This window comes from Sphingomonas sp., from assembly GCF_029239295.1.
Lineage (GTDB): Bacteria > Pseudomonadota > Alphaproteobacteria > Sphingomonadales > Sphingomonadaceae > Sphingomonas.
In genome coordinates, this window is sequence record NZ_JAQZBC010000011.1 from 71,338 (window position 1) to 95,582 (window position 24,245).

Below are 24,245 nucleotides of genomic sequence, written 5' to 3' on the forward strand. Positions count from 1 at the left end.
CGCGGCATGATCAGAAGCGCGCCCGGACGGCGCCGAACAGGCTGCGCGGGTCCGCAGGGGCGTGCAGCCGCTGCGCGCCGTCATACCAGACATATTCGTAGCGTTCGTTGGCAAGGTTGCGCACCTGTGCCGACACTTCGATCGCCGGCGTCAGTCGATAGGCCAGTTCGGCGGTCAGCTGAAAATAGCTGCCGTACTGCCCCTGATCGTTGGCGGTATTGAGCTGATAGGATGATTGCCCGTTGCCCCAGAAGGACGCGCGCCAGGGCTGCGTCGCGGGGGCCCATTCAATCCCGGCGGTGTAGATGTTGCGCGGAACGTGGTCGATCTCGTTACCGGCGGTGGTCGGGGCGGCAGGATCGGGCACGCGGATCAGCGCCTTTTGATGCGACCAGCTGCCCCAGGCGGACAGGCCGGGCAGCGGCTGTACGCTTGCCTCCACGTCGAAGCCGCGACGGCGGGTTTCGCCGAGATTGTCGAATTCGCCCGACGGGTCGTTGAGGCGACGGCGTAGTTCCCCGCTGGCGGTCTGCTGCCACACGGCCGCGCGTGCGGTGAGCCAGCGGCCTTGCGAGAGCTTGATGCCGCCTTCGAACCCTTCGTTGATCGAAGGCGCCAGATCGCGCACCCGCGGCGGTACGACATAGGCGCCAGACCCTGCCCCGATCTGGAACGTGCGCCCGTAATTGGCATAGGCCGTCACCCCAGGAACCGGGGTCAGCGCGACCGAGAGCTTCGGCTGGCTGATCGTGCCGTAGTCGTTGACCGGGTAATGCCGCCCGTTCAGCACGTTCAGGAAATCGCCGCTGACCCGGTCGATCCGCCACGCCGGCGTGATCGTCAGCCAATCCACCGGGGTGATGATGGCCTGAGCATAGGCCCCGCCGACGGTCAGGTCGAAATCCTGGTCGCGGGTCGCCGCCGTGATGATGCGCCGATCGCTGGTCCAGCGCAGACTGCGGTTGTGCTGCCACTGCACGTCGCCCCCTGCCTCCGCCATCAACCAATCGGCGGCGTGCCAGTGGAGCCCGGCGACCATCCCGTAATGCTGTTCGTCGGTCAGGCGCCGCTGCTGCGCGACACTGGCGGAGAAGCGGACATAGCGATCGTCGTGGTTGGTCGTCGAATAGCCGACCGCGGTCAGCGACAGGTCGCGCGCCAGATCGGCGTCGAGATGCAGGCTGTACTGGCTGAGATTGCGCGTGCCGCCATCGGTTTGCGACACGGCATAGGACCGGCGGCGATCGGTATAAGCATCGGCATCGGTCAGGTAGCCGGGCTCCTGCGCCGTGCTGCGGCTGTGCCGCGCGATCAGGCCGAGCCGCGCGCCGCCGAAATCGTAAAACCATTTGCCCGCAAGGGTCAGCCGGTCGAGATCGGCATGGTCGCGATAACCGTCGGTGCGGCGATAGGAGAGCGTGAAGTTCTGACTGAACCGGCCGGTTTCGACCCCGGTCGCGATCTGCCCGTCATAGGTGCCGAACGCGCCGAGGATGCCGCGCGCGTCAAGGTATGTGCCGCCGATCCGTGTCTTGATGTTCGCGCTGCCGGCGATCGCGTGCAGGCCCCAGCGCGGGTCGGAGGTGCCGCGCACCAGCTCGACCGAGGCGATGTCCAGCGGCGCGACCAGATCGATGAAGTCCATCCGCCCGGCGTTGTCATTGGATGGGACGCCGTCGATCAGGAGCTTGACCGCGTTTATCTCCCCTTCGCCGCTGAAGCCGCGGATCGAAAAGCGGCCGGAGGTCGTGCCCTGGTTGAAATCGGTCAGCACCACGCCGGGGAGGCGCGCGAACAGCTCCCAAGCATTGTCGACATTCTGCCGCTGGGCGATGTCGCCGCCCAATATATCCACCGAGGTCAGCACGTTGGCAGTGGAACGTGCCATCGAGCGTGCAGTCACGACGATCGGGTCGCCGCCGATCGTGACCTGAGTATCGCGGCGGTTTGGATCGGCACCTTGTGCGTCGTCCGGAGCGGCGGGAGGGAGAGTAGCATCGCCGGACGGGGCGACGGACAGGGCAATGGCGGAGGAGGGCGCGACAACGCAGAGCGTCGCGGCGCCGAGCATCAGGCTACGGACCATGAAACAGCTTTCTTGCTGACGATTGACCCGCCGGGTCCGCGCAGCCGCGCGGCGTGACCGTGCGACAGCAACAAAGAGAGGACGCAGGCGAGCGTGCCGCGTGTGCCGAACGGGCATGACACGCGGGCGACAGGATCACCGGCCGAAGGCTTCGGCCGGCGCGTCAGGCCGGAAGCGGTGGTCCGCGCAAGGGGGGGCGAAGATAAGGGGCCGGGGGCGGGAGGTGCCGCGCGACCGGGCGAAGCGCCATGGCCGCGACGATCGCCAGCGCGATGACCAGCAGTGCCACGTCGACGGCGCCCAGCACCTGTGCCGACAGGCCGGCAAAGGCGCAGGGCATTTCCGCCTTGCCGTGATCCTTCGACGGCGCACCGTCGGGGGTGGCATGATCCATCCCCGGCATCGCGATTTCCATCGTCTGCGGGCCTACCCCCGAACAAACCGCGATGGTCAGGCGGCCATGTTCAGGCACGACCATATAGCCAGTCGGGACCAGCAGCTTCAGCAGAAGCGCCGCGCCGCAGATCAGCATCGGAAGAAGGCGTTGCGCCAAGAGTTTCCGGAATGCCCCCACACTGAGCCGGGTATCGCTGCGGGACGGCGCTGTCACTGGGACATTTTGTCGCGGGATAGAGGGCGCGGGGGGAGGCCGCTCCCCCCGCCGTACGCGATCAGGCGGCGAGTTCCTGGCGAACGATCTGCGCGCCCGCGCCCAGTGCCTTCAGCTTTCCCTGCGCGACGTGGCGCGGCAAAGGGGCCAAGCCACAATTGGTCGCTGGATACAGTTTGTCGGCATCGACGAAGCGGAGCGCGCGGCGCAGCGTTTCGGCCACCTCTTCGGGCGTTTCGACCCGGTCGGTGGCGACGTCGATCGCGCCGACCATCACCTTCTTCCCGCGGATCAGTTCGATCAGGTCCATCGGTACGCGGGAGTTCTGGCATTCCAGCGAGATGATATCGATCGTTGATGTCTGGAGGTTGGGGAATGTTCGCTCATACTGCCGCCATTCCGAGCCCAGCGTTTTCTTCCAGTCGGTATTCGCCTTGATGCCATAGCCGTAACAGATGTGGACCGCCGTCTGTGCGGTCAGCCCCTCAGCCGCCCGCTCCAGGGTGGCAATGCCCCAGTCGTTCGCCTCGTCGAAGAACACGTTGAACGCCGGTTCGTCGAACTGGATGATATCGACCCCCGCGGCCTCCAGCTCGCGCGCCTCCTCGTTTAGGATGCAGGCGAACTCCCAGGCCAGCTTCTCGCGGCTGCGGTAATGGGCGTCGTATAGCGTATCGATCATCGTCATCGGACCGGGGAGGGTCCATTTGATCGGTTGATCGGTCTGCGCGCGCAGATAGCGCGCATCCTCGACGAACACAGGCTGGGGGCGTGCCACCGCGCCGACCACCGTCGGTACGCTGGCGTCATAGCGATCGCGGATACGAACGGTTTCGCGCAGTTCGAAATCGACGCCGCTCAGATGCTCGATGAAGGTCGTGACGAAATGCTGGCGGGTCTGCTCGCCATCGCCGATGATCGAGATGCCGGCCTGCCGCTGATCCTCGACCGCCAGCCGCAGCGCGTCCCGCTTCCCCGCGGCCAGCTCCTCGCCGGAAAGCTTCCACCGGGGCCATAGCGTCTCTGGTTCGGCCAGCCAGCTGGGCTTAGGCAGGCTGCCCGCGGTGGTCGTCGGCAACAATGTCGTCATGGTCGAATGTCCTGAAATGATGTGCTGGTCATCGGCGCAGGTGAGGGCGCGGGGGGAGGGGCTCACAGTCCGCAGGTGGCGGACCATTGTTCCAGCATCGCACCATGCGGCCGGATGACATGTTCCTCCGCGAACCGGCCCTGTGCGATCGCCAGCCGGCTACGTTCCTCTCGATCGTAGACGATGCGGGTCAGCGAATAATCCTGGTACGTCAGGCTGGGCTGGTAGCGCTGCGCTGCGACCGAATTCGCATTGTAGATCTCCGGTCGGTAGATCTTCTGGAAGGTTTCCATCGTGGCGACGGTGCTGGCCAGTTCGGCATGGGTATAATCGTCGAGCAGCTGGCGCAGATGATAAAAGGCCAGCGGGGCGACGGCGTGGGGCGGCATGAAATAGCGCGCCGTCAGGCCCATTTTGGCGAAATAGGCGTCGGTCGGCGACCGATCGTCGCAGCAATACTCGACCCCCAGGATGGGATGGGCATTGGCGGTACGATGATAGACCTGCCGGCTGGACACGCTGAGGCAGATGACCGGCGGCTTGCGGAACTGGTCGCGATAGGCGCTGGATCGCAGGAAGTGCTTGAAGAGCTTTCCGTGCAGGTCGCCGAACCCTTCCGGCACGTCGTCGCCGGGGCCATGCCGCTGATGATCACTCAGCCGGATGCTGAAATCATAGTCACGGATGTAGGAGGACAGGCTGTTGCCGGTCATGCCGTCGACCCGTTCGCCGGTCAGCCGATCAACGATGATCGTGTGCAGCATTTCGATCAGCGGAAATCCCGCCGCGCCGCCATTTTCCAGCGTGAGATGCGCGGAGACGATGCGTAGCGCGAGCGCGTAGCGATCCCCCGTCGGATTGTCCCAATGCATCAGCCCGTTGAAACGATTGTCGATCATCGTCAACGTGTTGCGGAGGTTTTCTCGCCTGGTTTCTCCCCGCGCGAGATTGGCGAAATTGGTGGTGATGCGCGTGCTTTCGGCGGGGCGATAATCCTCGTCGAATGGGATGCTGCTGGTCCTGAACGTGAAGCCGCTATTCGTCATGACTCACCTGCTGTTGTCGAACAGGGAGCCTGGAAGAACGCGCGTGTCATCGATCGGCGGATGGCAAGAGCCACCCGCTGCCTTCCAAGCGCGATCCACCGGAGGAACCCCCGTCCGAGGAACGTTATCGCGTCGGAGGCAGGTCTCCTGGCTTGCGGGTCAACGCGGCGGTTCCGGCCTTCCCGGGCCCGTTGCGAGGCCCAGTGACACGAAATGGAACCGCCGCTCGCCGCTTACAGTTGCGGGGGCAGCGCCGGAATTTGCCCCGAAAGGCATCACCGGCTTCCCGTCTTAGCCTCACCGCCATGCCTGGGATGAGGAACCTCGACAGGCCCGTTTCAACATCATCCCCGCGGCTCTGTCAATGCGGATATAAAGATATGTTTATATGGTAATGACTGTGCGCGAACGGTGGCGGTTAGCCGTCCTCCTCCGGTCAATCGCCACTGCTGGCCAGCGCGCGCGGAGAGGCGTACGATCACTCGCTAAAGATCAGGTCACGCGCATTAACAAGCGGAGGATGGCACATGATCATCGTCTGGGGCGGACAGACATCGCGGTCGATCCGCGTGACATGGCTGCTGGAGGAAATGGGACTGCCGTACGAGGTGCGGCAGGTCGACATGCTGGCTGACCGGCGTGACCCAGCGTTCCTGGCGCTCAATCCGGCGGACTATATTCCAGTGATGCAGGACGGCGATGTCGTCATGGTCGAATCGATCGCGATCATGGAGTATCTGATCGCTCGCCGTGCGCCGACCCCGCTCGCCCCGGCGCCCGACGATCCGGCTTTTCCCGCGTACCAACAATTCCTTCATCTGGGGGAAGCGGGGCTGGCGACGCTGATGATGCCGGTGATCGTCAGCCGCTTCATCGCCCCTGCGGCTGAGCGCGACAATTGGGCCGCCACATGGTGCCTGCAATCATTTCAGAAGCGGTTGAGACTTGTCTCGCAACGTCTTGCTTATTCACCGTTTCTCGCTGGGGAGACGTTCACTGCGGCGGACATTTCGGTCACCTTTGCCTTAACGCTGGGCCAGAAGCATTGTGACCTGATGCTTGGTGAGGTCGAACAGACCTATCTGGACCGCACCACTGGGCGCGACGCCTATAAGCGGGCGATGGAGCGATCGCACGAGGGGCTCTAAGGCGGAGCACCTGCCGCAGCCTAGAAGCCGAGGGTGACCACGATGAAGTCCGCATATTGCCCGACGGTGGGGAGAGTGCCGATTTCGACCCGGCCGTAAACGGGTACGGTGTCGACTCCCCCGGTCCCCGTCCCGGAAATGACCCCGTCAATGTCGATCGGATTGCTGCGCGAGGGATCGCGGTAAAGCCTGTAAGGGATAAGGTCGCCCGCCGCACTCTGCATCCGTCGTTCGGTACCCGCAGCATGGCGGCCCCCGTCGAAGCTCAGTGTCCAGCCGCGGTTCGGCGGGCACACCAGTTGCACTGAGCCGGCCGCGTCGATCCGGTCCTGCAGGCCGGCGAGTTCGCCAAAATCGATGTCGCCGATCGTGCCCAGCATGCACCCCTCGACCACATTGGCGGTGACGCTGATCGTCACGTCGACCCCGAACAGATTGGGGCCATTCCGCTGGCACGCCGTCGATCCGGCGGTCAGGAAACCGATCACCGTGTTGTAGAAGAAGGCGGAGTAATTGGCCGGCGTGATGGCCTGCCCGGGCGCTATTCGCCCGTAATAAGTGAAGGTACCCGTCGTTCGGGAGTTTCCGGCGACGGTCACGGTGGTCGTCAGCGGATTGGTGCTGTTCCAAATTTGGCTGCCCGCGCTGTCGACATAGACGTTGAAATCGGCCGGCGTCGGTGCGGTGCTGATCAATTTAGGCTGGTCCACCGTGCCCGGAAAGCTTGGCGTGCCGATCGCGGCGCACAGTGTAAAACTGATCGGGGTCGCCTCGAAGTTGGTGCAATTCCAGCTGATGGTCCCACGCGTTGTGCGGGAGCTGCCGAAATCGAGCGTCGGCTGATCCGCCTGGCAGGAAGCATTCGCCTGCGCCTTTTGCGGGATGAAAAGGAAGATCGCCAATCCGGCGACGGCAATGGCCAGCAACATTCGTCGCCAGAGCGACCGTTCGGCGACGCGTGCCGGCGCACTTAGCGGCATGTGACGGGCCCGATCTGCACTTGCCGGCCCGCCGCGCGCTGATAGTCGAAAGTGGCGGCACATGTTCCGCCCTCGGGAAGTAGCGCCTCCACCCTGTTGATGCTGCGCAGGCCGGTCAAATACGCACGTCCGTCATAGCCAACGACGGCGGGCTCGTTGACGCCGGTCACGCTGACCGCCGTGCCGACGGGAAGCACCTGGCCCTGGGCATTCACCAAAATCACGATCGCGCTGTTTTCCGGGGCGACCCCGAAATCGATCGATACGCCGCCGAACGGTGGGGGCACGACGACGGCCTCTGTCCGCGCTGGGCGCACGTCCACCGGCAGCCCGGTCGGGTCGATCGAAACCGTATTGGGCGCCAATGGCGTCAGATCAGTCACTAACGCCTTGCCGCGCCTGTTCGTCCGGGTGACGCGCCGCGTGTTGGACAGCACCGGGGTATCCGGGCCAGCGCCGCTGACCACGGCGAAGCTCGAATCGATACGCGGCGCGGCGTAAAGTCCCTTCATCGCGACGATCGACCCTTCGGCGTACCCCGTCACATGAACTTCATCGCCATATTGTTCGATCCCGCCCTCAAGCGACGCAAAACGCGCGCGATAATTGAGATTGGCCGCGCGATAGGTCTCGCGTCTTCCCGACAAGGCCTGATTGTTGACGACTGTCCAGCCGAGCGATCCCCGTTCGAGCCCGGGCGTGCGCCACGCTCTGGTCTGCAGCGTGGCGCCGCCTTGCGTCTGCGCCACACTGGCGGATGCCGAGACGTTGCGGCCGAGCGTGAAGGTGATCCCGGCGAAGATGCCCCAGTCCCCGCGCTTGCCGAAATCCTTATAGCCGTTGATCCACGCCGACGCTTGTTCAAACACCGGACGGAACAACGAGGCGCTGGCGATCCGCAACTCATCCTGGCCCAGTCGGGCATGGGCGTAGTTGAGGTTCACGCCAGTGCGCCGGACGGTGAAGTTCGCGCCAAGCCGCTCCACCCGGCGTGAAAAGGACAGGAGCGGCGGCAGCGTTGGATCGGAAATGACCACGAGATCGGGTGAACGATTGAGCAGTCTGTCGCGGGTGAGCGTGGCGGTGGCGATATCCTGATAGTTGTTGCCCGTTTCTTCGACACCGCCGAACAGGTTGATACCGGCGACGCGGGCCTGCACGTCGAGCCGGCTTCGTATTCCCGTCTTGCCGAGAAACCGGCTCACCGCGAGGCCGGCGGTGAGCGACCCCCAATCCCCCAGCCTAGTGACGCCGCCAACGCTGGCGTTCCACAGATCGCGGGTTGTTTCGGCGTGCCCAATCACCGTGAGACGATCCGAAACTCCGTAGGCGGCGGTGCCGGAGGCCGCGAAATCGGGGTAATAATCGAACGACTTCAGCCCATAGTTGCGCCGGGGAAAGCCGGCTTCGAACGAGAAGCCGAGGCGGCCCTTTGGGAAAAGGTTGGGAACGAAGAAGATCGGTTTGCTGATCAGGGTCTCGCGGCCGCCGGCGTCGGTCAGGACAATCGTCGCGGTCGCGCCGCCGCCCAGATTGGGGAGCGAGCGGAACTCGAACGGGCCCCGTCCAACCTGACCAGAGAAATAGCGCAGCCCGTTCAGGTATAGATCGACGGTAGAGGGCACGGCGGCAGACGCCGTCAGGATCGGCAGCGCCGCGGCGACGAGATCCGGGCGCTCGAGATAGTTGCGGCGGATCTGAACACCGGCAAGGCGATAGGCAGTCGAGAGCTGCCCGCCATCGGCGATCGTGTCGCCCACCGTCATGGCCAGGACGCGGCGCACATCGACATAGCGCCATTGCGTATCGAGCCGCACATGCTCGAAGCCGCCTTCGCTCTGTGGTCGCCAGTTAGCAAAGCCGGTGGTCTGCCCCACGCCAAAAGGACTGATGAAGCGCAGATCATATTGACCGGAGGCGCGAAGGCCCGCCCGAGACGCGTCGACGAACAAGCCGTAATTCAGGACGGCGCCGGTATCCGTCTTTACCGAATCCGGATCCAGCGACGTCTGAAGCGCGGCGTCATCAAGCACGACGGGCACCAATGCTGCGTCCGCCGCCTCGAACGCCAGCGCTTGCGCTGCCTCCGAGTAGCGGAACCGGACGCCCGAAAGATCGGCCAGCCTTGCGTCACTTGCCACAATAAAGGCGATTGTCTGCCATTCACGCTCACCGCCAGGATCAGCTCGACGTCTTGTCTCCCTGTAATTTCCTGACCTGCGCGTGCCGTCGCCGGAACCACGATCAGGCAGGCGGAAACAACAACCTTTATCCGGAAGGCGAATCGCTCACCGGGAGGCGATCGCGGTCGCTTGTCTGATCTCACGCCCGCCGACTCCTGCCACCACGGTCACATTGGCATTTGCAGCCGGGAGCGGTGCGCCGGTCGGCGCAACCCAGCGCCGTGTCGCGCCGGGAAGAACATAGCCGTTGAGTCCTCTGCCAAAGCTGATCGGCCCCTGCGCACTATCGAGCCGAAGTCCCTCGATACGGGCATGGCCAGCGCCGGAGTTGCTCGCCTCGACGACGAGTTGGCCGCCGGTGCGATAGGCGCGCCAGTTGAGCGCGGGCTGCGGGTCCCCCGCGCGGAAGAACGCCGGTAGATCATAGCGCAATCGAACGTCGACCTCGCCGCCACCGGCCGGCATCGGCCGCGCCGGCGGCGGGAGTTCGTCGACCCACAGACGATAGCTTTTTTCCCCCGCATTGACCGCGCCGGCAGTGCGCGCGAGCCGCACCGTGTAGCTTTGCCCCGGAGGGATCGTCATGGCAGGTGGACTGGCGACCACCTCCGTGGTGGGCGCGATCTGATCCTGCCCGTTGACCTGCGACCAATCAAAGACGCGGACCTGGAGGACCATCGGGCGCGGGCCGCGATTTTGCAGGTTGATCGACGACGCCTGCGAAGGAGACGTCACCTCCACAGTCAGCGGCTGCACCCGAAGCGCCGTCTGGGCGATCACCGGCATAGGAACAACGCCGATCACGAGGAGCAAGGTCGCTAGTGGCGGACGCATAGTCAGTCCCTTTCAGAAGGATACGGTCACCGTGACCACGTCGCGATAAGTGCCCGGCGTCGGGGCGGCTTGAGGGGGAACTCGGCCGAATACCTGGATTGCCTCCGGCGTTCCGGTGCCTACTCCCGAGAGCGTCGACAGGACGTTGGCGCGCGCGGCATCGGAATAGATCTGATAGCGCACGAGTTCGGTCCCGCCCTCCAGCTGCATAGCGCGGTCGGCGATAGCGGCGGCGTGCTGCCCGGCGTTGAAGTCGATCGAATAGCTGACGCCGGGATTGCAGAGGACTTCAAGCGCATCGACGCCGGACGTGCCGGTGTCGGCATCAATCGCCTCGAGCAGCAATGTGGTGGAGCCGAAATCGAGGAGCGCAGTGCCGATGCTGCCCGTCGACGATCCTGAGACCTCGCACGATGCTGTGACAAGCAACTTGACCTGAAGCTCACCAGTGACGGTGGAGGTCACCTGCGCCTCGGCTGTTCCGCACCAAAGAAGCGCCGGGGCAATGAGCAGAGCATATCGAAGCACGTCCATCACTCCCGTGTTACGCAGCCCGCGAAAGAGTCTCGCGGGTACGTCGCGGCTGAACCGCTCCGTCCCGTGACTGTCGCGGGTTCGCCGGTTCGAAACGATACGTAATGGCACGAGTGCAAACGTGCCGCATCGCACTAGCGATAATGTCCGCTATCGCTAGTGCGATTGACTGGCTGTTCGTTGTCGCGCACGATCAGCGGCGATGAGCGCATTGCTGCCGATCCTTGGAAATGCACCAGTCGCGATCGATCCGGATGTGATCGATGCGGCGCGTCGCGCGATGAGCGAGAATTCGTGGCGTGCGCTTCGGGCCGACATCCGGGTGTTCGCTGATTGGTGCGCGCAGCGCGGGCTTGTCACCTTGCCTGCATTGCCGGCCACCGTTGCCGAGTTCCTTCGCGATCAGGCCGATCACGGAAAGAAGGCCGCGACGCTGGCGCGTTACACATCCTCCATCGGTCGGCTCCACGCACTTGCTGATCAGCCCGATCCCACCCGCGCCGAACGCGTGCGGCTGGAATTAAAGGCGCAGCGACGCGCCCTGGGTGTGCGACAACGGCAGGCGCGCGGACTGCGCTTTCGCGGCGAAGTGGCCGATCCGCTTGCCGCCGCCGGGCCGGTCGGCGTCTGTGTCGAGGCGATGCTGGTAGCGGCGGGCGATAATTTACCCGGACAGCGCAATCGCGCGCTTCTCAGTCTTGCCTTCGATACGGGCCTTCGCCGCTCCGAGATCGTCGCGATCCGCTGGCCGCATGTCGAGCGCGGCGGCGGCGGCGGTGGCCGGCTGTTTGTACCGCGATCCAAGGCGGATCAGGAAGGTGCCGGCGCTTATGCTTATCTCTCGGCGCGTACCATGGCTGCGCTTGCGGACTGGCGGGCCGCCTGCGGCGGTCGAACCGAGGGCGCGCTGTTCCGCCGTCTCCACCGGACCCGCGATAAGGCTGGCGACGACGTCTGGAGCGTCGGCGCCGCGCTGTCCGCCCAATCGGTGACACTTATATATAGGGCGATGCTGGACGCGGCCCATGCGTCGGGTCTGTTGGGCGTCATCGACACCGCTGATTTCGATGTCTGGCGCGCAAGCCTGACCGCACACTCGACGCGGGTCGGCCTGACGCAGGATCTGTTCGCCAGCGGTCAGGACCTCGCCGGGATCATGCAGGCGCTAAGATGGAAAAGCCCCGCCCAACCCGCCCGCTATGCGCAAGCGCTAGCTGTGGAGTCTAACGCCGCGGCCAAGGTCGTCGGGAAGCTGTAGCGCACGCGCCAAGTGCTGAATGCCGACGCTCGCTGCAACGTTGGAGGATCGTTGAGTTGATCACCGAACAAATCGACATCGGCTAGTTGCCCGGTAACCGGGTTTGATCAGCCGGTGACCAAAGATGCCGATGACGCGTAAGATGGTCCGGCACGTTGCCCCTCCCGAATTGTCGAAGATGACTTCGCGCAATTCGCCTTCAGCAGCAGCAGACGGTCTGTGTGAACTCCCAGTGCGTCTTGCTGGATAGAGGCTGATATGCGTCAACGTCGATCATAATCGGCACCTTCAAACATCGTCTTTTATCTCGTAGGATCGCTAAGGCTCAAGTGATCTCAGCCGCCGCACCATGGACTAGTCCGGACCGATCTAGAAGCATGCTATAGGATTGCGACAGGAGAGGAACCGCATGACCCATGATCCCCAAATGTTGCAGGCGATCCTGATCAGCGCGGCGCCACGGGATCTGGATGTTGCGTTCCGGCCGATGTTCGGTGGACTCTTCGGCTATGCGGATGGGAAGCCGTTCGCGTCACTCTCGAATGTGGGATTGGCGTTGAAGTTCGTTGGTAAAGAGCACGAAGCGATGCTGTCGCTGCCGGGAGCCGCTTCGCTACGAACCGGACCAGCCCGCGAGCAAATCCTACGTCCTTGTTCCGGAATCCGTGCTGGCGCAGCCGGATCAACTCAGGTCATGGATAGCGCGCAGCGTGTCGGGCCTCCCCGCCACGCGCGCTCGCAAGCGAGCATAGGAGATCGCTCATGCCACGGATCAACTTCATCGAGCTTCCCGCATCCGACCTCGGCGCGGCGCGGACCTTCTACTCGGCCGTGTTCGGGTGGGAACTGACCGACTTCGGCCCGAGCTATTCATCCACCACGACCGGCAACGTTGACCTGGGATTGCAGGGCGACATGACTGAAGCGCCCAAGATGCCGCTGCCGGTGGTATTGGTGGACGACATTGAAGCGGCGCAAGCCAGTGTTGCCGACGCCGGCGGAACCATCAGCAAGCCGGTCTTCGCCTTTCCGGGCGGTCGACGCTTTCACTTCCTCGATCCCAACGGGGTGGAGCTGGCGATCATGCAGCCGGGCTGATCTGGCTGTCCCCGAGCCCCATTCCGGCCGTGTGTGCGACTGCGGTTTCAGTTGGCCGACGGCGCGTCGAACTCGGTATAACAACGGCCGCTAGGCGCCTCTGTCGAGGTATGCCTTAGTGCTGCATTGCACGGGGCTGCTGCGCTTCGCGTAATCGGACAACCTGGCTGGCTACTTCCAGGTCGGCGCACGCGGCGCGGTCAAACGCGTTTGCTGATGACGGCAGGCGGATACAGACCTATGGGATCTGTTGCTTCGGGATCATGTCAAGGGGCTCGACACCGCTATCCCGCCGAGCGATCACTGCCTTCAACTTCGCCAGGTATGTGCCCCAGCCGCCCCTCTCGGGCAGGTAGGCGAGCGACCTTTCAGCACGCGCGCGCAGCTGTTCGGCTTCTTTGAATTGTCCGAGCTGCCGGGCAGCGTTGGCTGCGCGCGCTGTCAGCCAAAGCTGCTCCTTCGCCTGAAGCCCGGGGCCGATCCGCCGCACTCTTTCGACGAACATCAGCTGGTAGCGCCGTAGCGAGGATTTGCTCATCTGGGCGACCGTCGATTCCCCTGCCCCTGGCGACACCTGCCAGATCGCGGAAAGAAGCAGACCGAGTGACCCAGGTTCTGGTCGTCCTAGCTTGGTAGCGAGCCAGTAGGCGCGGTAATACGTCGTCTCGCTGGCGATCAGATCCTTATACTCTTTGGACGCAATGAGACTCTCGAGTGCAGCGACTTCAGACGGCGTGAAATCGTCGAAGACGATCAGCTTGTTGCCTGGGCATTCAGGTATCGGGAGCGGGAAGGACAAGTAGCTATAAGGCTTCCCGTCCGGTCGTTCACCATAGGTACTGTACATCGCCGTCCGCCAAGCGGCGAACCGTTCTCCGCCCACGGGACAGACAGTCTCCTCAGGGCCTCCATGAAGTGGAGGTGGGGGCGGTGAAATGGCCGAAGGTGCCGGATTGGCAGCCTGCAAGAGCAATGCAAGAAACAGCACTAAGCGCCCCTTCGGTTACTTGATGACTGCTACTACAGCATCAGTTCTCACGTGTCCTGACCATAGCTGATCGGGCGCTGGCTCAGACTCTGACGAGCCGCAACGCAGCCGTGGGTCAGAGTTTATCACGCATCTCTAGCATCCTCCGCCACTCGGTTCGGCTTGCTCCAGCTGGAGCGCCCCGGCGCCTCCAGCCATCACCGCTCCCCGACCAGCGCCGTTCCCAGTTCGGCTGACTTCGCCTCACGCAGCGCACCGCATAGGCGGATCGCTTCGAGCGTGCGCTCATAGTCGAGCACCCCGGCGCCGGCGGCGCGGATCTTGTCGCCAACCGCCGCATCGATGCGAGCGGCGCGGTCCGTTCCGCACTGCATTGCGAAGGATTGGGCCAGGCGGCCGGCGAAGATGCCATTCGCATTGCCCAACAACGGCTCGATGTTTTCGACGATCCAGTCGCCCGTCATCGCGACGGTGCCGGATGCCTGGGCCAGACGCAGCAGCATCGTCGCGCGTTCGAGCGAGCGCAGGCGCGGGTCGCTGAAGCCGAGTGCCCAGGTGGCGATTTCCGGCTGGCCGCTATCGGCGACGGCGGCGAGCGCCGCCTCGCGCACGATCGGATCCTCGCTGGTGGGGCCGAGGTCCATGATCCGCTTCGCCGCAGGAAGGCCGCCCGCTCGCACGATCGCGGCAAAGCCATCGGCGAGATAGGTCGGATCGAGAGCGGCCCTGTCGCCGGCGATGTAGCGCTGCGCCGCGGCGCTGAGCTTCGCCAGCACCGCCTTGTCCTCCGCCTCGCCGGCGAGCAGCGAGACTAGATCGGCGCGCAGCTTCTGCCGATCGGGATCATCCTTGGCATAGGCGCCCGCCGCCGGATCGAAGCCGAGCGCCGCGAGGCGCGGCGCGAAGATGCGGTCGAGATAGGCGCGGTAGGCCGGCACCGCCGCGGCTGGGATGATGCCGCGGCGGTTCAGCCCGGCGAGTCGCTGCGCGCCATCGAGCGCGGCGTTGGAATCGGCGTTCGCGGCGAGCGCGGCGGTGCCGGCGAGCAGGCGGCGCGCATCCATCCGGCCCGCGCGGAACGATGCCCACAGGCTGTCACTCGCGGCGATCGCCTCCGCGCCCGGCATCGTCGGGAAGGTCGCGATCAAGCGATCCCAGTCGGCAGGTTCCAGATCGAAGCGGTAATAGCCGGTGCCGCCAGCATTGGGCATCAACGCCGCGTTGCCGGCTGCCGCATCGATCACCGCCGAGGGCCCGTCGATCAGGGTGCAGTTGCGGGTCGAGGAGACGCGATAGCAGAAGGGTACCGTCCAGCGGGTCGGCTGCGGCGCCTGGCCGATGAAGGTGTAGCGCGACTGGCTGGTGACCAAGCGGTTGCCGTCCCGCTTCAGCGTGATCAGGGGCACGCCCTGCTGATCGACGAAGCTCTGCATCGCCGTCACCACGCGCGGATCATGCGCGGCATCGGCCAGGCTCTTGAAGAAATCCGCCGTGGCCGCATTGCCATAGGCATGGCGCTTCAGGTGCAGGCGCACGCCGTCGCGGAACTTCTCATCGCCGAGATAGCCGGCGATCATCGCGATCACATGACCGCCCTTGCCATAAGTGATGCTGTCGAAGGCGGAATCGATGTTGGCGTTCTCGGTGATCGGCTCATGGATCGGTCGCCCGACGGTGAGCGAATCCGTGTTCATGGCGGAGAAGCCTTCCTCGAGGCCGCCAACGCCGATGTTGAGCTCAGGCCGCCATTCGCCGCCAATCCGAAAGCCCATCCAGTTGGCGAAGCTCTCGTTCAGCCACAGATCGTCCCACCAGACCGGGGAGACGAGATCGCCGAACCATTGGTGGGCAAGCTCATGCGCCACCACCATGCCGAACACCTTCTTCTGCGAGACGGGCGCGTCGGGCGCGAGCGCGATGATCCCGTCGCCATAAATGTCCGCGCCGGCATTCTCCATCGCGCCCGGCATGATCGGGGAGCCGATCTGATCGAGCTTCGGGAAGGGAAAAGGCGTGCCGAAATAGCGCTCCAGCAGGGTGACGATGCGCGGCGTTTCCGCCTGCACATAGGCCGTCTTGTCCTTCAGCGGCTGGGTCAACGCGATACCCAGCGGCAGCGGCTCGGCACGCTCTGGCGTGGGCGCGATCGCCTCAACCTCGTGCACGAACGGCCCGGTGACAAGTGCGACGAGATAGGTGGGAAGCGGGCGCGTCGGCGCGAACTGGTGCTTCTCCAGCGCGCCGACGCGTGTCACGCCCTGTTCGGGCGCGTTGCTGATCGTCTTGAAGCCGGGATCGGTGGTGATCGAGATGGTGAAGGGCGTCTTGAAGCCGGGCTCGTCGAAGCTGGGGAAAGCCGCACGTGCATCGATCGATTCAAACTGCGTCCAGCTATACCATTGGTCGCCGACCTTGACGCGATAGAGGCCCGACGCGCTGTCGCCGAACGTGCCGGTCCAGTCGAACACCAGAGTCACGCGCCCCGCGGGCACCGGCTGCGCGAAATCGAGCCGTGCGGTGCCCGTCTTGTCCACCTGCGTGAAGGTGGCAGGGATCGTCCGCCCGCCGACGCGCGCCGATGCCTTCACCTTGAGGTCTCGGCCGTGGAGGTAGAGCCGGCTGGTGGGCGCCTTCACCCTCACGTCGATCTCGCCACGGCCGGAGAAGCTGGCCTGCTTCGGCTGGATCGTGAAATCGAGCCGATAAGCCGTGGGCATTGCGGCGTCCGACAGTCGCCCTTTCGGCGCAGCCGGATCTGCCGTGACGGCGGCGAGGACGGTGGTCGGCGGGGCTGCGGTCTGCGCGCCAGCTGTCGAGGACAGCAAGGACAGGGTCGTTGCAAGAAGGATGGCGCGCATGGAAGCTCCGAAAATCAGATCCATACGACGGGTACGGCGCCACGCGGCGCGCAGCAAGTATCCGTAGCGACGCTGGCAAGTGCCTCCCACCTTTCGATCGTCTTCGTCGGAGAAACCGTCTCGTGCGACGCAGCATTTGGCGTCTTGTTGACTGTACGCCCTGACGAAGAACGGCTACTTTTCTTTCATTCCTGCTGCTGTTCCAAAAGCGACTTCAAGAAGCGGCAACTTGCGAGGTCAGCCGGCAATTCCGCGCTCGGGCACGAGGGGCGGTGTACTTCTTCGCCGGTGAAGATGCCCTGGTGCACGCCAACCAAGCGGACGAATGTCCATCGTGGAGCAGCATGCGGTTCACTTGGTTGCGAACAGCGAAACGCGCCGACGCCCGAGGTCCTGCCTCCGTTCCCGCTCTACCCACCCCGGCTGCATGGCCGCCAACCTCCTCGTGCCGTCTGGAAGGCGGCCGGGACACTGCCTACCTAGGCCTCGCTGAGTTGCTTAAGGGTCGAGATGGCGAAGAAGGCATTGGTGGTTGGCGCGAGCGGGATCGTCGGCAGTGCGACCGCGGGGCTGCTGGCTGAGCAAGGCTGGGACGTTTACGGTCTCTCTCGTCGCCCGACCGCGCAGGAGGGCGTCGAACCGATCGCGGCCGACCTGCAGGATGCGTCCGCGACTGCCGCCGCGCTTGCCGGGATCGCGCCGGACGCGGTGTTCATCACCACTTGGTTGCGGCAGGACAGCGAGGCGGAGAACATCCGGGTCAATGCGGCGATGGTTCGCAACCTGCTGGACGGCTTGCCCAAACCGACGAGCCCGCGTCACGTGGCGCTCGTCACAGGCCTCAAACACTATCTCGGGCCGTTCGAAGCGTATGGCAAAGGCACGCTACCGCAGACGCCGTTCCGCGAGGAGCAGGGTCGGCTCGACATCGAGAACTTCTACTACGCCCAGGAAGATGAGGTGTTCGCGGCTGCGGCGCGCGATGGCTTCAGCTGGAGCGTGCACCGCCCGCACACCGTGATCGGCAAGGCAGTCGGCAATGCCATGAACATGGGCACCACGCTTGCTGTTTATGCGACGCTGTGTCGCGAGACCGGGCGGCCGTTCGCCTTCCCCGGTTCAGCGGCGCAGTGGAACGGGCTGACCGACATGACTGATGCGCGTCAGCTCGCTGCCCAGTTGCTGTGGGCGGCGGAAACCGAAGCCGCGCATGATCAAGCGTTCAACATCGTCAATGGCGATGTCTTCCGCTGGCAGTGGATGTGGGGCCGTATCGCGAATTGGTTCGGGCTGGAGGCAGCGCCCTTTGATGGCACACCCCGCCCTCTGGAGGTGCAGATGGCAAATGATGCGAGGCTGTGGCGTGCGATCGCCGAACGCGAGAACCTGGCCGAGCCCGACCTCGCCCGCCTCGCCTCGCCCTGGCATACCGACGCCGATCTTGGCCGCCCGATCGAAGTGGTCACCGACATGTCCAAGAGCCGGCGCTTGGGCTTCAGCAGGTACCAGGCAACGGACGACGCCTTCTTCGCCCTGTTCGAACGTCTGCGCGCTGATCGTCTGATTCCCTGAGACAATGTAGCCGACTGTCCGCTTTCGGCGATCTTCTACCCGAAAGCGGACAGTCATTGCCCAACGTCGTCTCAACCGCACCAACTCTGCCCCGCCGCGCGCGGCGTCAGGTCAGATGGCTATTTGCACTTACCTTCGGCAACGAGCCCCGCTCTGTACCGACGACCTTGTTCGGCGCGCCAGGCGTCCGCACTTGCCTTTCCGCTTGATTGCAGACGGCGAGCATAGCCCGCTTCGAGCGCCCGCCGTTCCGGTCCGGGGCCGGAATCAGCAAAGCAGCGGCTGGATTGAGCGGTGGAGCCCGATTTCCCGCTGGCGATGTCCCCCGAGAGTTTGTTCGCCATTGTGCTTGTAGATAACTGGCCCAAGGGCATCGGATCTACGGGAGCATATTGCGCAATCGCCACTCCAGACGAGGATACTGCCGTGCTAACGGCTGCGTAGAAGGTGAGACGCAGAAGCATAGGCCGGGTCCTTCAGCTTATAGGTCAAAGAGCTCTCGATCACGAAGGCGTCGCGTGAGATCGAACGATCGGCGGGTCAGACGTCGATGTTTACAACATCCAGGCGGCGATCCGTTGGAAGCGCGCTCAGTGCAGGGCTCTGCTTCGATTTCTCAAATGCGGCCATGATCTGGTCGAAGCGCTCCCGCACCACGCGCTCATATTCGACGTGACTGAGGATATACAGGTCGTTGTCCTTCACCGCCTCCACGACGCGGCCCCCGACGACCAGCGGGTCGATGCCGCCCGCCATCCATTCGCGCTGCCGCTCGAGATCAGCCTGGCCGAATTCCTTGTCGCCCTCGCCATAGACCGCATTCTGGCGATTGCGTCGTCCTGCGTAGATGTGGGTACTCACCAGACCGGGGCAGAGGACCGAAACGCCGATGTTCTTCGGCGACAATTGCTGCCGCCAGCCTTCGCTCATCGCCACGACGGCAAACTTGCTGGCGCAATAAGGCTCCATGCCGGCCGGACTGATGAGCCCGGCCATCGAGGCGGTGTTGACGAAGTGCCCGCCCTCCCCGTGGCTTTCCATCAGAGGAGCAAAGACCTCGACGCCGTAGACCACGCCCTTCAGGTTGACGTCGATCACCCAGTCCCAGTCACCCTCCGGCACACTGCCCAGCGGCCCGCCCGCGCCGATGCCCGCGTTGTTCGCGACCAGGTGCACCTTCCCGAACTTGGCGATCGTCTCGATGGCGCCCTTGCGCACCGAATCGCGGCTCGTGACGTCAACCTGCACCCATTCGGCCCTGATCTGCCGGGCGCGCAGTTCCTCCACCTTCGCTCGCGCCGCCTCAGCTTCGATGTCGGCGATCATGACGTTCATGCCTTCTCTGCCGAACGCCTCGGCCATCGCGAACCCCAGCCCGCTCGCGCCGCCGGTGATGAAAGCAGTCTTTCCCCGCATGTCTTTCACGGCATCTCTCTCCCAACACCAATCCTTGCCGGACGGCTTTTCATCGCGATGCTAGGATTTTTGTTGCCCGGACGCCAGCTAAGCACTTCGACTTAGCGGATCAGGGCCGAGAACGACGTTCTCATTGCCAGCGCAAGCCGAGAAACTGGGATTGAAAGGTCCTTCGTCCCCGGCGTCCGGCGCCTCTGCGGCCGGACGGTCAAGCGAAGCCTGAATCGTCGTACTTGCTATTCTTTGTCGCAGACAGGCACCTGCGCCATCGTCATGGCGCCGCCCAGCGTGGCGATCGGACGCATTACCAAGCGGCAGCCCTTTTTGTCGCGCTGTTCGCGTCCTGAACGTGCTTTCGCGCGCTCTGAGGTTTTTCGGGGAGAGCCGCGATCGGCGGCCTGTTCAGCGACTTCGTTCGCTGCTGCCCCGCATTCGCCCTTCAGCCACGCATCGGCCTTTGCTCGACCCTGAAGCATCACTCTGCCGCGATACGTAGACTGCAGCTTCTTCATCTGGGCGGAAGAAAGCCCGTCGCAAGTGGCACCGCCTGCCGCGGGTGCCTGAGCACCAACCATCGACGGCGTGGCTGACACTAGAAGTAGCGCGGCGATGGTGAACGGCATTGCGAGCTCCGGCGAGATGGTCCCAGAGAATATCACCTGAGCGTGCGATTGGCTCCGCCACATCGCCCGGAGTTGTCGAAATAGTCGCCAGAGAAGTGATCGATGAAGGTCCGCATACCAAGCGGCTAGAATGCTCCGTTCGACGCTTTTACGTCGGCCGCTACGGTGCCGACCTCTAGCACCGAGGCCTCGTAACCTATTGTATAAGCCAGTATATGGCGAAGCTAGTTGCCAGGCCCACGATGATGTTCATCGGCACTCCTATCTTTACGAAATCGGAGAACCGGTAGTCAGCGGCGGCATACACCATGGTGTTCGTTTGATAGCCGATCGGGGTGGCGAAGCTGGCTGAAGCAGCGAACATCACCGCAACGATCAACGCGCGCGCATCGTTGCCCGTCGCCTGGGCAAGTCCGATCGCGACCGGCGTCATGATCACGGCGACCGCGTTGTTGGTGACCGTCTCGGTCAGCAGCGACGTGATGAAGTAAAGCACGATAATCAACATCAGCGGCGAAAGCGTACTCAGCCAAGGCGAGACTGAATCGACGATCAGATCGACCGTGCCGATCGCCTCCAGCCCGCTGCCAATTCCCAGCATGGCGAAGATCAGGACCAAAACGCTCCCGTCGATCGAGCGCCATGCCTCTTCTGGGTCAACGCAGCGGGTGAGGAGAACGACCCCCACGCCGATCAACGCCAGCGCGACCACCGGCAGGACGCCGATCGCGGCGAGCACCACCACGCCGAGCAGCGTCGCCACTGCGACGGGCGCTCGCCGGCGGCGGAAGCGCCGAACGTGACTGGTGTCCTCGACAATCAGGTTGGCATTGTCGCGCAGGCCAGCAATCGCCGGCGCTTCTGCCGCGACGAGCAGGCTGTCGGCGGGTCGCAATCGGACGCTGCCAAGGTCCGGGCCGGGAAGATGGCGCGCTCGCCCGATCCCGAGGACGCGCGCGGGCACATTAGACAGGAACGGTATATCGCGCAGTTCGCGCCCAAGCGCCGGATGCGATGGTGCGATCGTCAGCCCGATCAGGCGCACATCGTCAGCGCGCTCATCCGCGGCCAGGCGGATCGGCTTGCCGACGTTCTGCAGACCCACCACGACACCGCGGCTGCGCGCCAGATCGTCCAGTTCGTCGGCTGAGCTAGCGATCACCAGGCGGTCCCCCGCCACGATCTGCATGTCCGCGCCCGGGTTGCGGATCGTTGCCGCGCCCCGGCGAAGGGCGAGCAACCGCACGGCGTCGCGCTTCAGGAAAGACAGGCCAGCCAATTTGGGCAGTTCGCCTGGCCAATCGTCAGAAAAGGACAATTCGGTGAGGTAGCGGAGCTCGTGCCGGTCAACGACCTCGTTGTCTTCGCGCGCCGGAAGCAAGCGAGGGCCGAAAACCAGGAGCGTCGCCACGCCCGCCGCTATGGTGACAAGGCCGACGCCGGTAATCTCAAAGATTCCGAAAGCAACCTGCCCATTCGCCCGTGCCACACCATCAACCAAAAGGTTGGTTGACGTGCCGATCAACGTCAGCGTTCCGCCCAGAATGGACAGGTATGACAAGGGGATCAGCAGCCGGGTGGCGGGGATACCGACTTTGGCGGCAAGTCGCTTAACCAGCGGAATCAGCACAATCACGACGGGGGTGTTGTTGATGAAGGCTGGCGCGATCCCTGCTCCGACCAGCAATTCTGCCACGGTGCGCCGCGGATGTTCGCCGGCACGGCGAACCACCGTGCTTGCGAGCGCCTCGATCGCGCCCGTGCGTACCAATGCGCCCGACAAGACGAAAAAGGCGGCGATGGCGATTGGTGCTGAATTGGCGAAGGATGCCGTAATCAAGGCGGGGGTGAGCCAGCCAAAGGCAATCATCGCGCTGGCGCCAGCAACGGCGACCGTGACGGGCGGAAAACGCTCAATGGCGAAGGCCGCAAACAGGAGGATAATGAAGACAAGGCCGAGCAGTGGAAGGTGCTGGCCCATTCCAGTTAAAAGCGCCGTCACGCCGGCGACCCGAAAGCTAGGCCAGCGGCGGCAATTCCCGTGTGCGTACCGCCGTTTACGGTCCGCTCGCCCGCGGGTGTCGGCGGCGCCGACCGGTTTCTGGCGCGGCCTTTTTCAATCAAACTAAACTCCCCTCACGCATCGCACAGCGAAGAGCGTGCATTTCCGTTCGACCTAGAGAGGGCGCTTTGCCCTCGCAATGCGCCTGACACTCGACGGCGGCTCGTTCCCGTAAACGGCGTGACGATGTTCCTTCGCGCCGATAGAGCATGCGAGCCGAGAACAGAGTGGCAGGGTGATGTCTCCTGCGCCCGGGGGGGGTTCTTCTTTGCCACGGCGTCCATCTTCGAGGGAAAGACGATCCGCTTCGTTTCCGCACAGGAGTGCCCATGAATTATCTCTATCTCGCCGGCGCGATCGTAGCGGAGGTAATTGGAACCAGCTGTATGAAGGCGTCCGATGGCTTCAGCAGGCTGATCCCGAGCATCTTCACTGTGGTAGCCTACGCAGTTGGTTTTTACTGCTTGGCGCAGACCCTCAAGACCATCCCCACCGGCATCGCTTACGCGATTTGGTCGGGCGTCGGGATGGTTCTGATAGCCGTCATCGCGTGGCTGTTCCAAGGGCAGCGGCTTGATGGCCCGGCGATTGTCGGAATGACGCTTATTATCGCTGGCGTGATCGTGATGAACGTGTTTTCGACAGCGGGCGCACACTAAGCATGGGCGGGTCAAAGCAACCGCACGATTCACCAGCCGATCACGGGCACAATGCTGCTCAAACGCCCAGTCGCGCGTTCAGGGGTGATGACCGACACGATTGAGGATCTTCAACGCAGGATGGAGGATGCAGCGAGCGCGCTCGACTTCGAGGAGGCGCGGCGCATCCGTGATCGCATCAATCTGATGCGAGGAGGAGCCAGTCGTGCAGCGGCCGCCGAAGCCGACACGTCGGGTCTTTCCCGGCAACAGCCGGGTGCCATGGGGCTCGGGACGAGCCGCCAGCGGCCGGTTCCGCCACCTGGATGGAAGCCACCGTCGAAGCCCGATCTAATGACGACCGGTCGGAAACGAAAGTAAGGGTGATCTCCTAGGTCGCATCGCGGGCACGCCGAACGCCGACGTTCAGCCGAACAACAGATCTCGGCGCACTAGAAACCGGAGCCATCGCGCCGGTAACCCTTGTTGGTCGATATGTGTCGAATGGTGGTCGTCCGAATACGACCGCGGCTTTTCGAGGGGTAGGGATAAAGAGGCGCCCGGAAGATCGGCTTGGTCTTCCATCTTATGCCGGCCGATGCCCCAGCAATTTACGGCATATCACAAGTCGCGGGCACCGCCCGCTCGATCAGAGCGGACGTCACCATTTCGCACTGAAAAATCGGGTAAGGCGTAAGCCCGGTTTGGCCCCGGCGTGCTTGCACTACATATCTTACTCTCGGAAGGGGGTGGAAACGCGCTTCCGCTCTCAGTTGCCGTCCGCGTCGACCGTGAACACCACCGGCTTGCCCCGCGACATCGGCTCCCACCCCGCCGACAAGGCGGCGCGCACGCAGCGCGAGATCGTCGCGTCATCCAGTTGGAGACGGCCGCGTGGCAAACCCTTCAACAACCGCTTGGGCGGCGGGAATTCGACCAGTGCTTCGCGCTTGGCATCCTGCTGGAGCAAGGAAATCGTCATTCCCTTCCAGCCTTCGTCATCTGACAGATGCGGCTCACGCTGTAGGTACCAGTCGTACATGACACCATCGACAAGGACGGAGCCAGCACTGCTTCGGGAATTTGACATCCGATCGCTGTAACCCGGGAACCCTGCCAATGCACGGTATCAGGCCGCCGCCCCGCGCGGTGTACGTTTCGAGCTACTCTGTTGAAGCGGGCGACCTCAGGTGCGCCTGGGCGATGCGCCACAGGTTCTGT

The 24,245-nt window shown here is 63.9% G+C and carries 20 protein-coding genes and 1 riboswitch; of the genes, 6 read left to right on the forward strand and 14 right to left on the reverse strand.

The window, feature by feature from the left end:
- Nucleotides 1-10: 10 nt before the first annotated feature.
- From K0S66_RS11705 to K0S66_RS11720, 4 genes are all read right to left on the reverse strand, one after another.
- Nucleotides 11-2,086, reverse strand: a complete 2,076-nt coding sequence (locus K0S66_RS11705) for a TonB-dependent receptor (protein WP_301075580.1) — start codon at nucleotides 2,084-2,086, stop codon at nucleotides 11-13.
- 163 nt (nucleotides 2,087-2,249) lie between these two features.
- Nucleotides 2,250-2,639, reverse strand: coding sequence for a DUF2946 family protein (locus tag K0S66_RS11710; RefSeq protein WP_301075581.1), 390 nt, complete (start codon nucleotides 2,637-2,639; stop codon nucleotides 2,250-2,252).
- A gap of 118 nt (nucleotides 2,640-2,757) precedes the next feature.
- On the reverse strand, nucleotides 2,758-3,786 hold the full coding sequence (locus K0S66_RS11715; protein WP_301075583.1) for a methionine synthase: 1,029 nt from the start codon (nucleotides 3,784-3,786) through the stop codon (nucleotides 2,758-2,760).
- Between the two features lie 62 nt (nucleotides 3,787-3,848).
- The gene (locus K0S66_RS11720; protein WP_301075584.1) at nucleotides 3,849-4,832 is read right to left on the reverse strand and encodes a putative oxygenase MesX; all 984 of its coding nucleotides are present in this window, start codon (nucleotides 4,830-4,832) and stop codon (nucleotides 3,849-3,851) included.
- 119 nt (nucleotides 4,833-4,951) lie between these two features.
- A riboswitch (cobalamin riboswitch) is annotated at nucleotides 4,952-5,174 on the reverse strand.
- 185 nt (nucleotides 5,175-5,359) lie between these two features.
- Here K0S66_RS11720 and K0S66_RS11725 point away from each other — a divergent pair.
- On the forward strand, nucleotides 5,360-5,980 hold the full coding sequence (locus K0S66_RS11725) for a glutathione S-transferase family protein (RefSeq protein ID WP_301075585.1): 621 nt from the start codon (nucleotides 5,360-5,362) through the stop codon (nucleotides 5,978-5,980).
- Between the two features lie 20 nt (nucleotides 5,981-6,000).
- Here the strand turns inward: K0S66_RS11725 and K0S66_RS11730 are convergent, their stop codons facing one another.
- The 4 genes from K0S66_RS11730 to K0S66_RS11745 form a co-directional block, all read right to left on the reverse strand.
- Nucleotides 6,001-6,960 (reverse strand): spore coat U domain-containing protein, encoded by a 960-nt coding sequence (locus K0S66_RS11730; RefSeq protein WP_301075587.1) that lies wholly within the window; start codon nucleotides 6,958-6,960, stop codon nucleotides 6,001-6,003.
- A complete protein-coding gene (locus K0S66_RS11735) occupies nucleotides 6,951-9,101 on the reverse strand; it encodes a fimbria/pilus outer membrane usher protein (protein ID WP_301075589.1) in 2,151 nt (716 codons plus the stop codon). The genes K0S66_RS11730 and K0S66_RS11735 overlap by 10 nt, the downstream gene beginning before the upstream one ends.
- A gap of 147 nt (nucleotides 9,102-9,248) precedes the next feature.
- A complete protein-coding gene (locus K0S66_RS11740; protein ID WP_301075591.1) occupies nucleotides 9,249-9,929 on the reverse strand; it encodes a fimbria/pilus periplasmic chaperone in 681 nt (226 codons plus the stop codon).
- 60 nt (nucleotides 9,930-9,989) lie between these two features.
- Nucleotides 9,990-10,505 carry a spore coat U domain-containing protein gene (locus K0S66_RS11745; RefSeq protein WP_301075592.1) on the reverse strand — a complete coding sequence of 172 codons (516 nt, stop codon included), beginning with the start codon at nucleotides 10,503-10,505 and terminating at the stop codon, nucleotides 9,990-9,992.
- A 208-nt stretch (nucleotides 10,506-10,713) separates the two neighbouring features.
- Here K0S66_RS11745 and K0S66_RS11750 point away from each other — a divergent pair, with 208 nt between their 5' ends.
- Both K0S66_RS11750 and K0S66_RS11755 read left to right on the forward strand, forming a co-directional pair.
- Nucleotides 10,714-11,769: a tyrosine-type recombinase/integrase gene (locus K0S66_RS11750; protein ID WP_301075595.1), complete on the forward strand. Its 1,056-nt coding sequence runs from the start codon at nucleotides 10,714-10,716 to the stop codon at nucleotides 11,767-11,769.
- Nucleotides 11,770-12,531: 762 nt separating this feature from the next.
- A complete protein-coding gene (locus K0S66_RS11755) occupies nucleotides 12,532-12,867 on the forward strand; it encodes a VOC family protein (protein WP_301075596.1) in 336 nt (111 codons plus the stop codon).
- A gap of 238 nt (nucleotides 12,868-13,105) precedes the next feature.
- Here the strand turns inward: K0S66_RS11755 and K0S66_RS11760 are convergent, their stop codons facing one another.
- On the reverse strand, nucleotides 13,106-13,714 hold the full coding sequence (locus K0S66_RS11760) for a hypothetical protein (protein ID WP_301075598.1): 609 nt from the start codon (nucleotides 13,712-13,714) through the stop codon (nucleotides 13,106-13,108).
- A gap of 338 nt (nucleotides 13,715-14,052) precedes the next feature.
- Nucleotides 14,053-16,713 (reverse strand): M1 family metallopeptidase, encoded by a 2,661-nt coding sequence (locus K0S66_RS11765; RefSeq protein ID WP_301075600.1) that lies wholly within the window; start codon nucleotides 16,711-16,713, stop codon nucleotides 14,053-14,055.
- Nucleotides 16,714-17,223: 510 nt separating this feature from the next.
- Here K0S66_RS11765 and K0S66_RS11770 point away from each other — a divergent pair.
- The gene (locus K0S66_RS11770; protein WP_301075601.1) at nucleotides 17,224-18,285 is read left to right on the forward strand and encodes an SDR family oxidoreductase; all 1,062 of its coding nucleotides are present in this window, start codon (nucleotides 17,224-17,226) and stop codon (nucleotides 18,283-18,285) included.
- Between the two features lie 540 nt (nucleotides 18,286-18,825).
- Here K0S66_RS11770 and K0S66_RS11775 read toward each other — a convergent pair.
- The 3 genes from K0S66_RS11775 to K0S66_RS11785 form a co-directional block, all read right to left on the reverse strand.
- Complete coding sequence (locus K0S66_RS11775) at nucleotides 18,826-19,701, reverse strand: SDR family NAD(P)-dependent oxidoreductase (protein ID WP_301075679.1); 876 nt, start codon at nucleotides 19,699-19,701, stop codon at nucleotides 18,826-18,828.
- 236 nt (nucleotides 19,702-19,937) lie between these two features.
- The gene (locus K0S66_RS11780; RefSeq protein ID WP_301075602.1) at nucleotides 19,938-20,213 is read right to left on the reverse strand and encodes a hypothetical protein; all 276 of its coding nucleotides are present in this window, start codon (nucleotides 20,211-20,213) and stop codon (nucleotides 19,938-19,940) included.
- Nucleotides 20,214-20,520: 307 nt separating this feature from the next.
- The gene (locus K0S66_RS11785; protein WP_301075603.1) at nucleotides 20,521-22,326 is read right to left on the reverse strand and encodes an SLC13 family permease; all 1,806 of its coding nucleotides are present in this window, start codon (nucleotides 22,324-22,326) and stop codon (nucleotides 20,521-20,523) included.
- Nucleotides 22,327-22,715: 389 nt separating this feature from the next.
- On the opposite strand from K0S66_RS11785, the gene K0S66_RS11790 reads away from it, so the two are divergent.
- Both K0S66_RS11790 and K0S66_RS11795 read left to right on the forward strand, forming a co-directional pair.
- Nucleotides 22,716-23,045 carry an SMR family transporter gene (locus tag K0S66_RS11790; protein WP_301075604.1) on the forward strand — a complete coding sequence of 110 codons (330 nt, stop codon included), beginning with the start codon at nucleotides 22,716-22,718 and terminating at the stop codon, nucleotides 23,043-23,045.
- A gap of 87 nt (nucleotides 23,046-23,132) precedes the next feature.
- A complete protein-coding gene (locus K0S66_RS11795; RefSeq protein ID WP_301075605.1) occupies nucleotides 23,133-23,405 on the forward strand; it encodes a UvrB/UvrC motif-containing protein in 273 nt (90 codons plus the stop codon).
- A gap of 388 nt (nucleotides 23,406-23,793) precedes the next feature.
- Here K0S66_RS11795 and K0S66_RS11800 read toward each other — a convergent pair whose 3' ends face one another.
- Entirely contained in the window at nucleotides 23,794-24,114 is a 321-nt protein-coding gene (locus K0S66_RS11800; protein ID WP_301075606.1) for a hypothetical protein, read from the reverse strand.
- Nucleotides 24,115-24,245 lie beyond the last annotated feature (131 nt).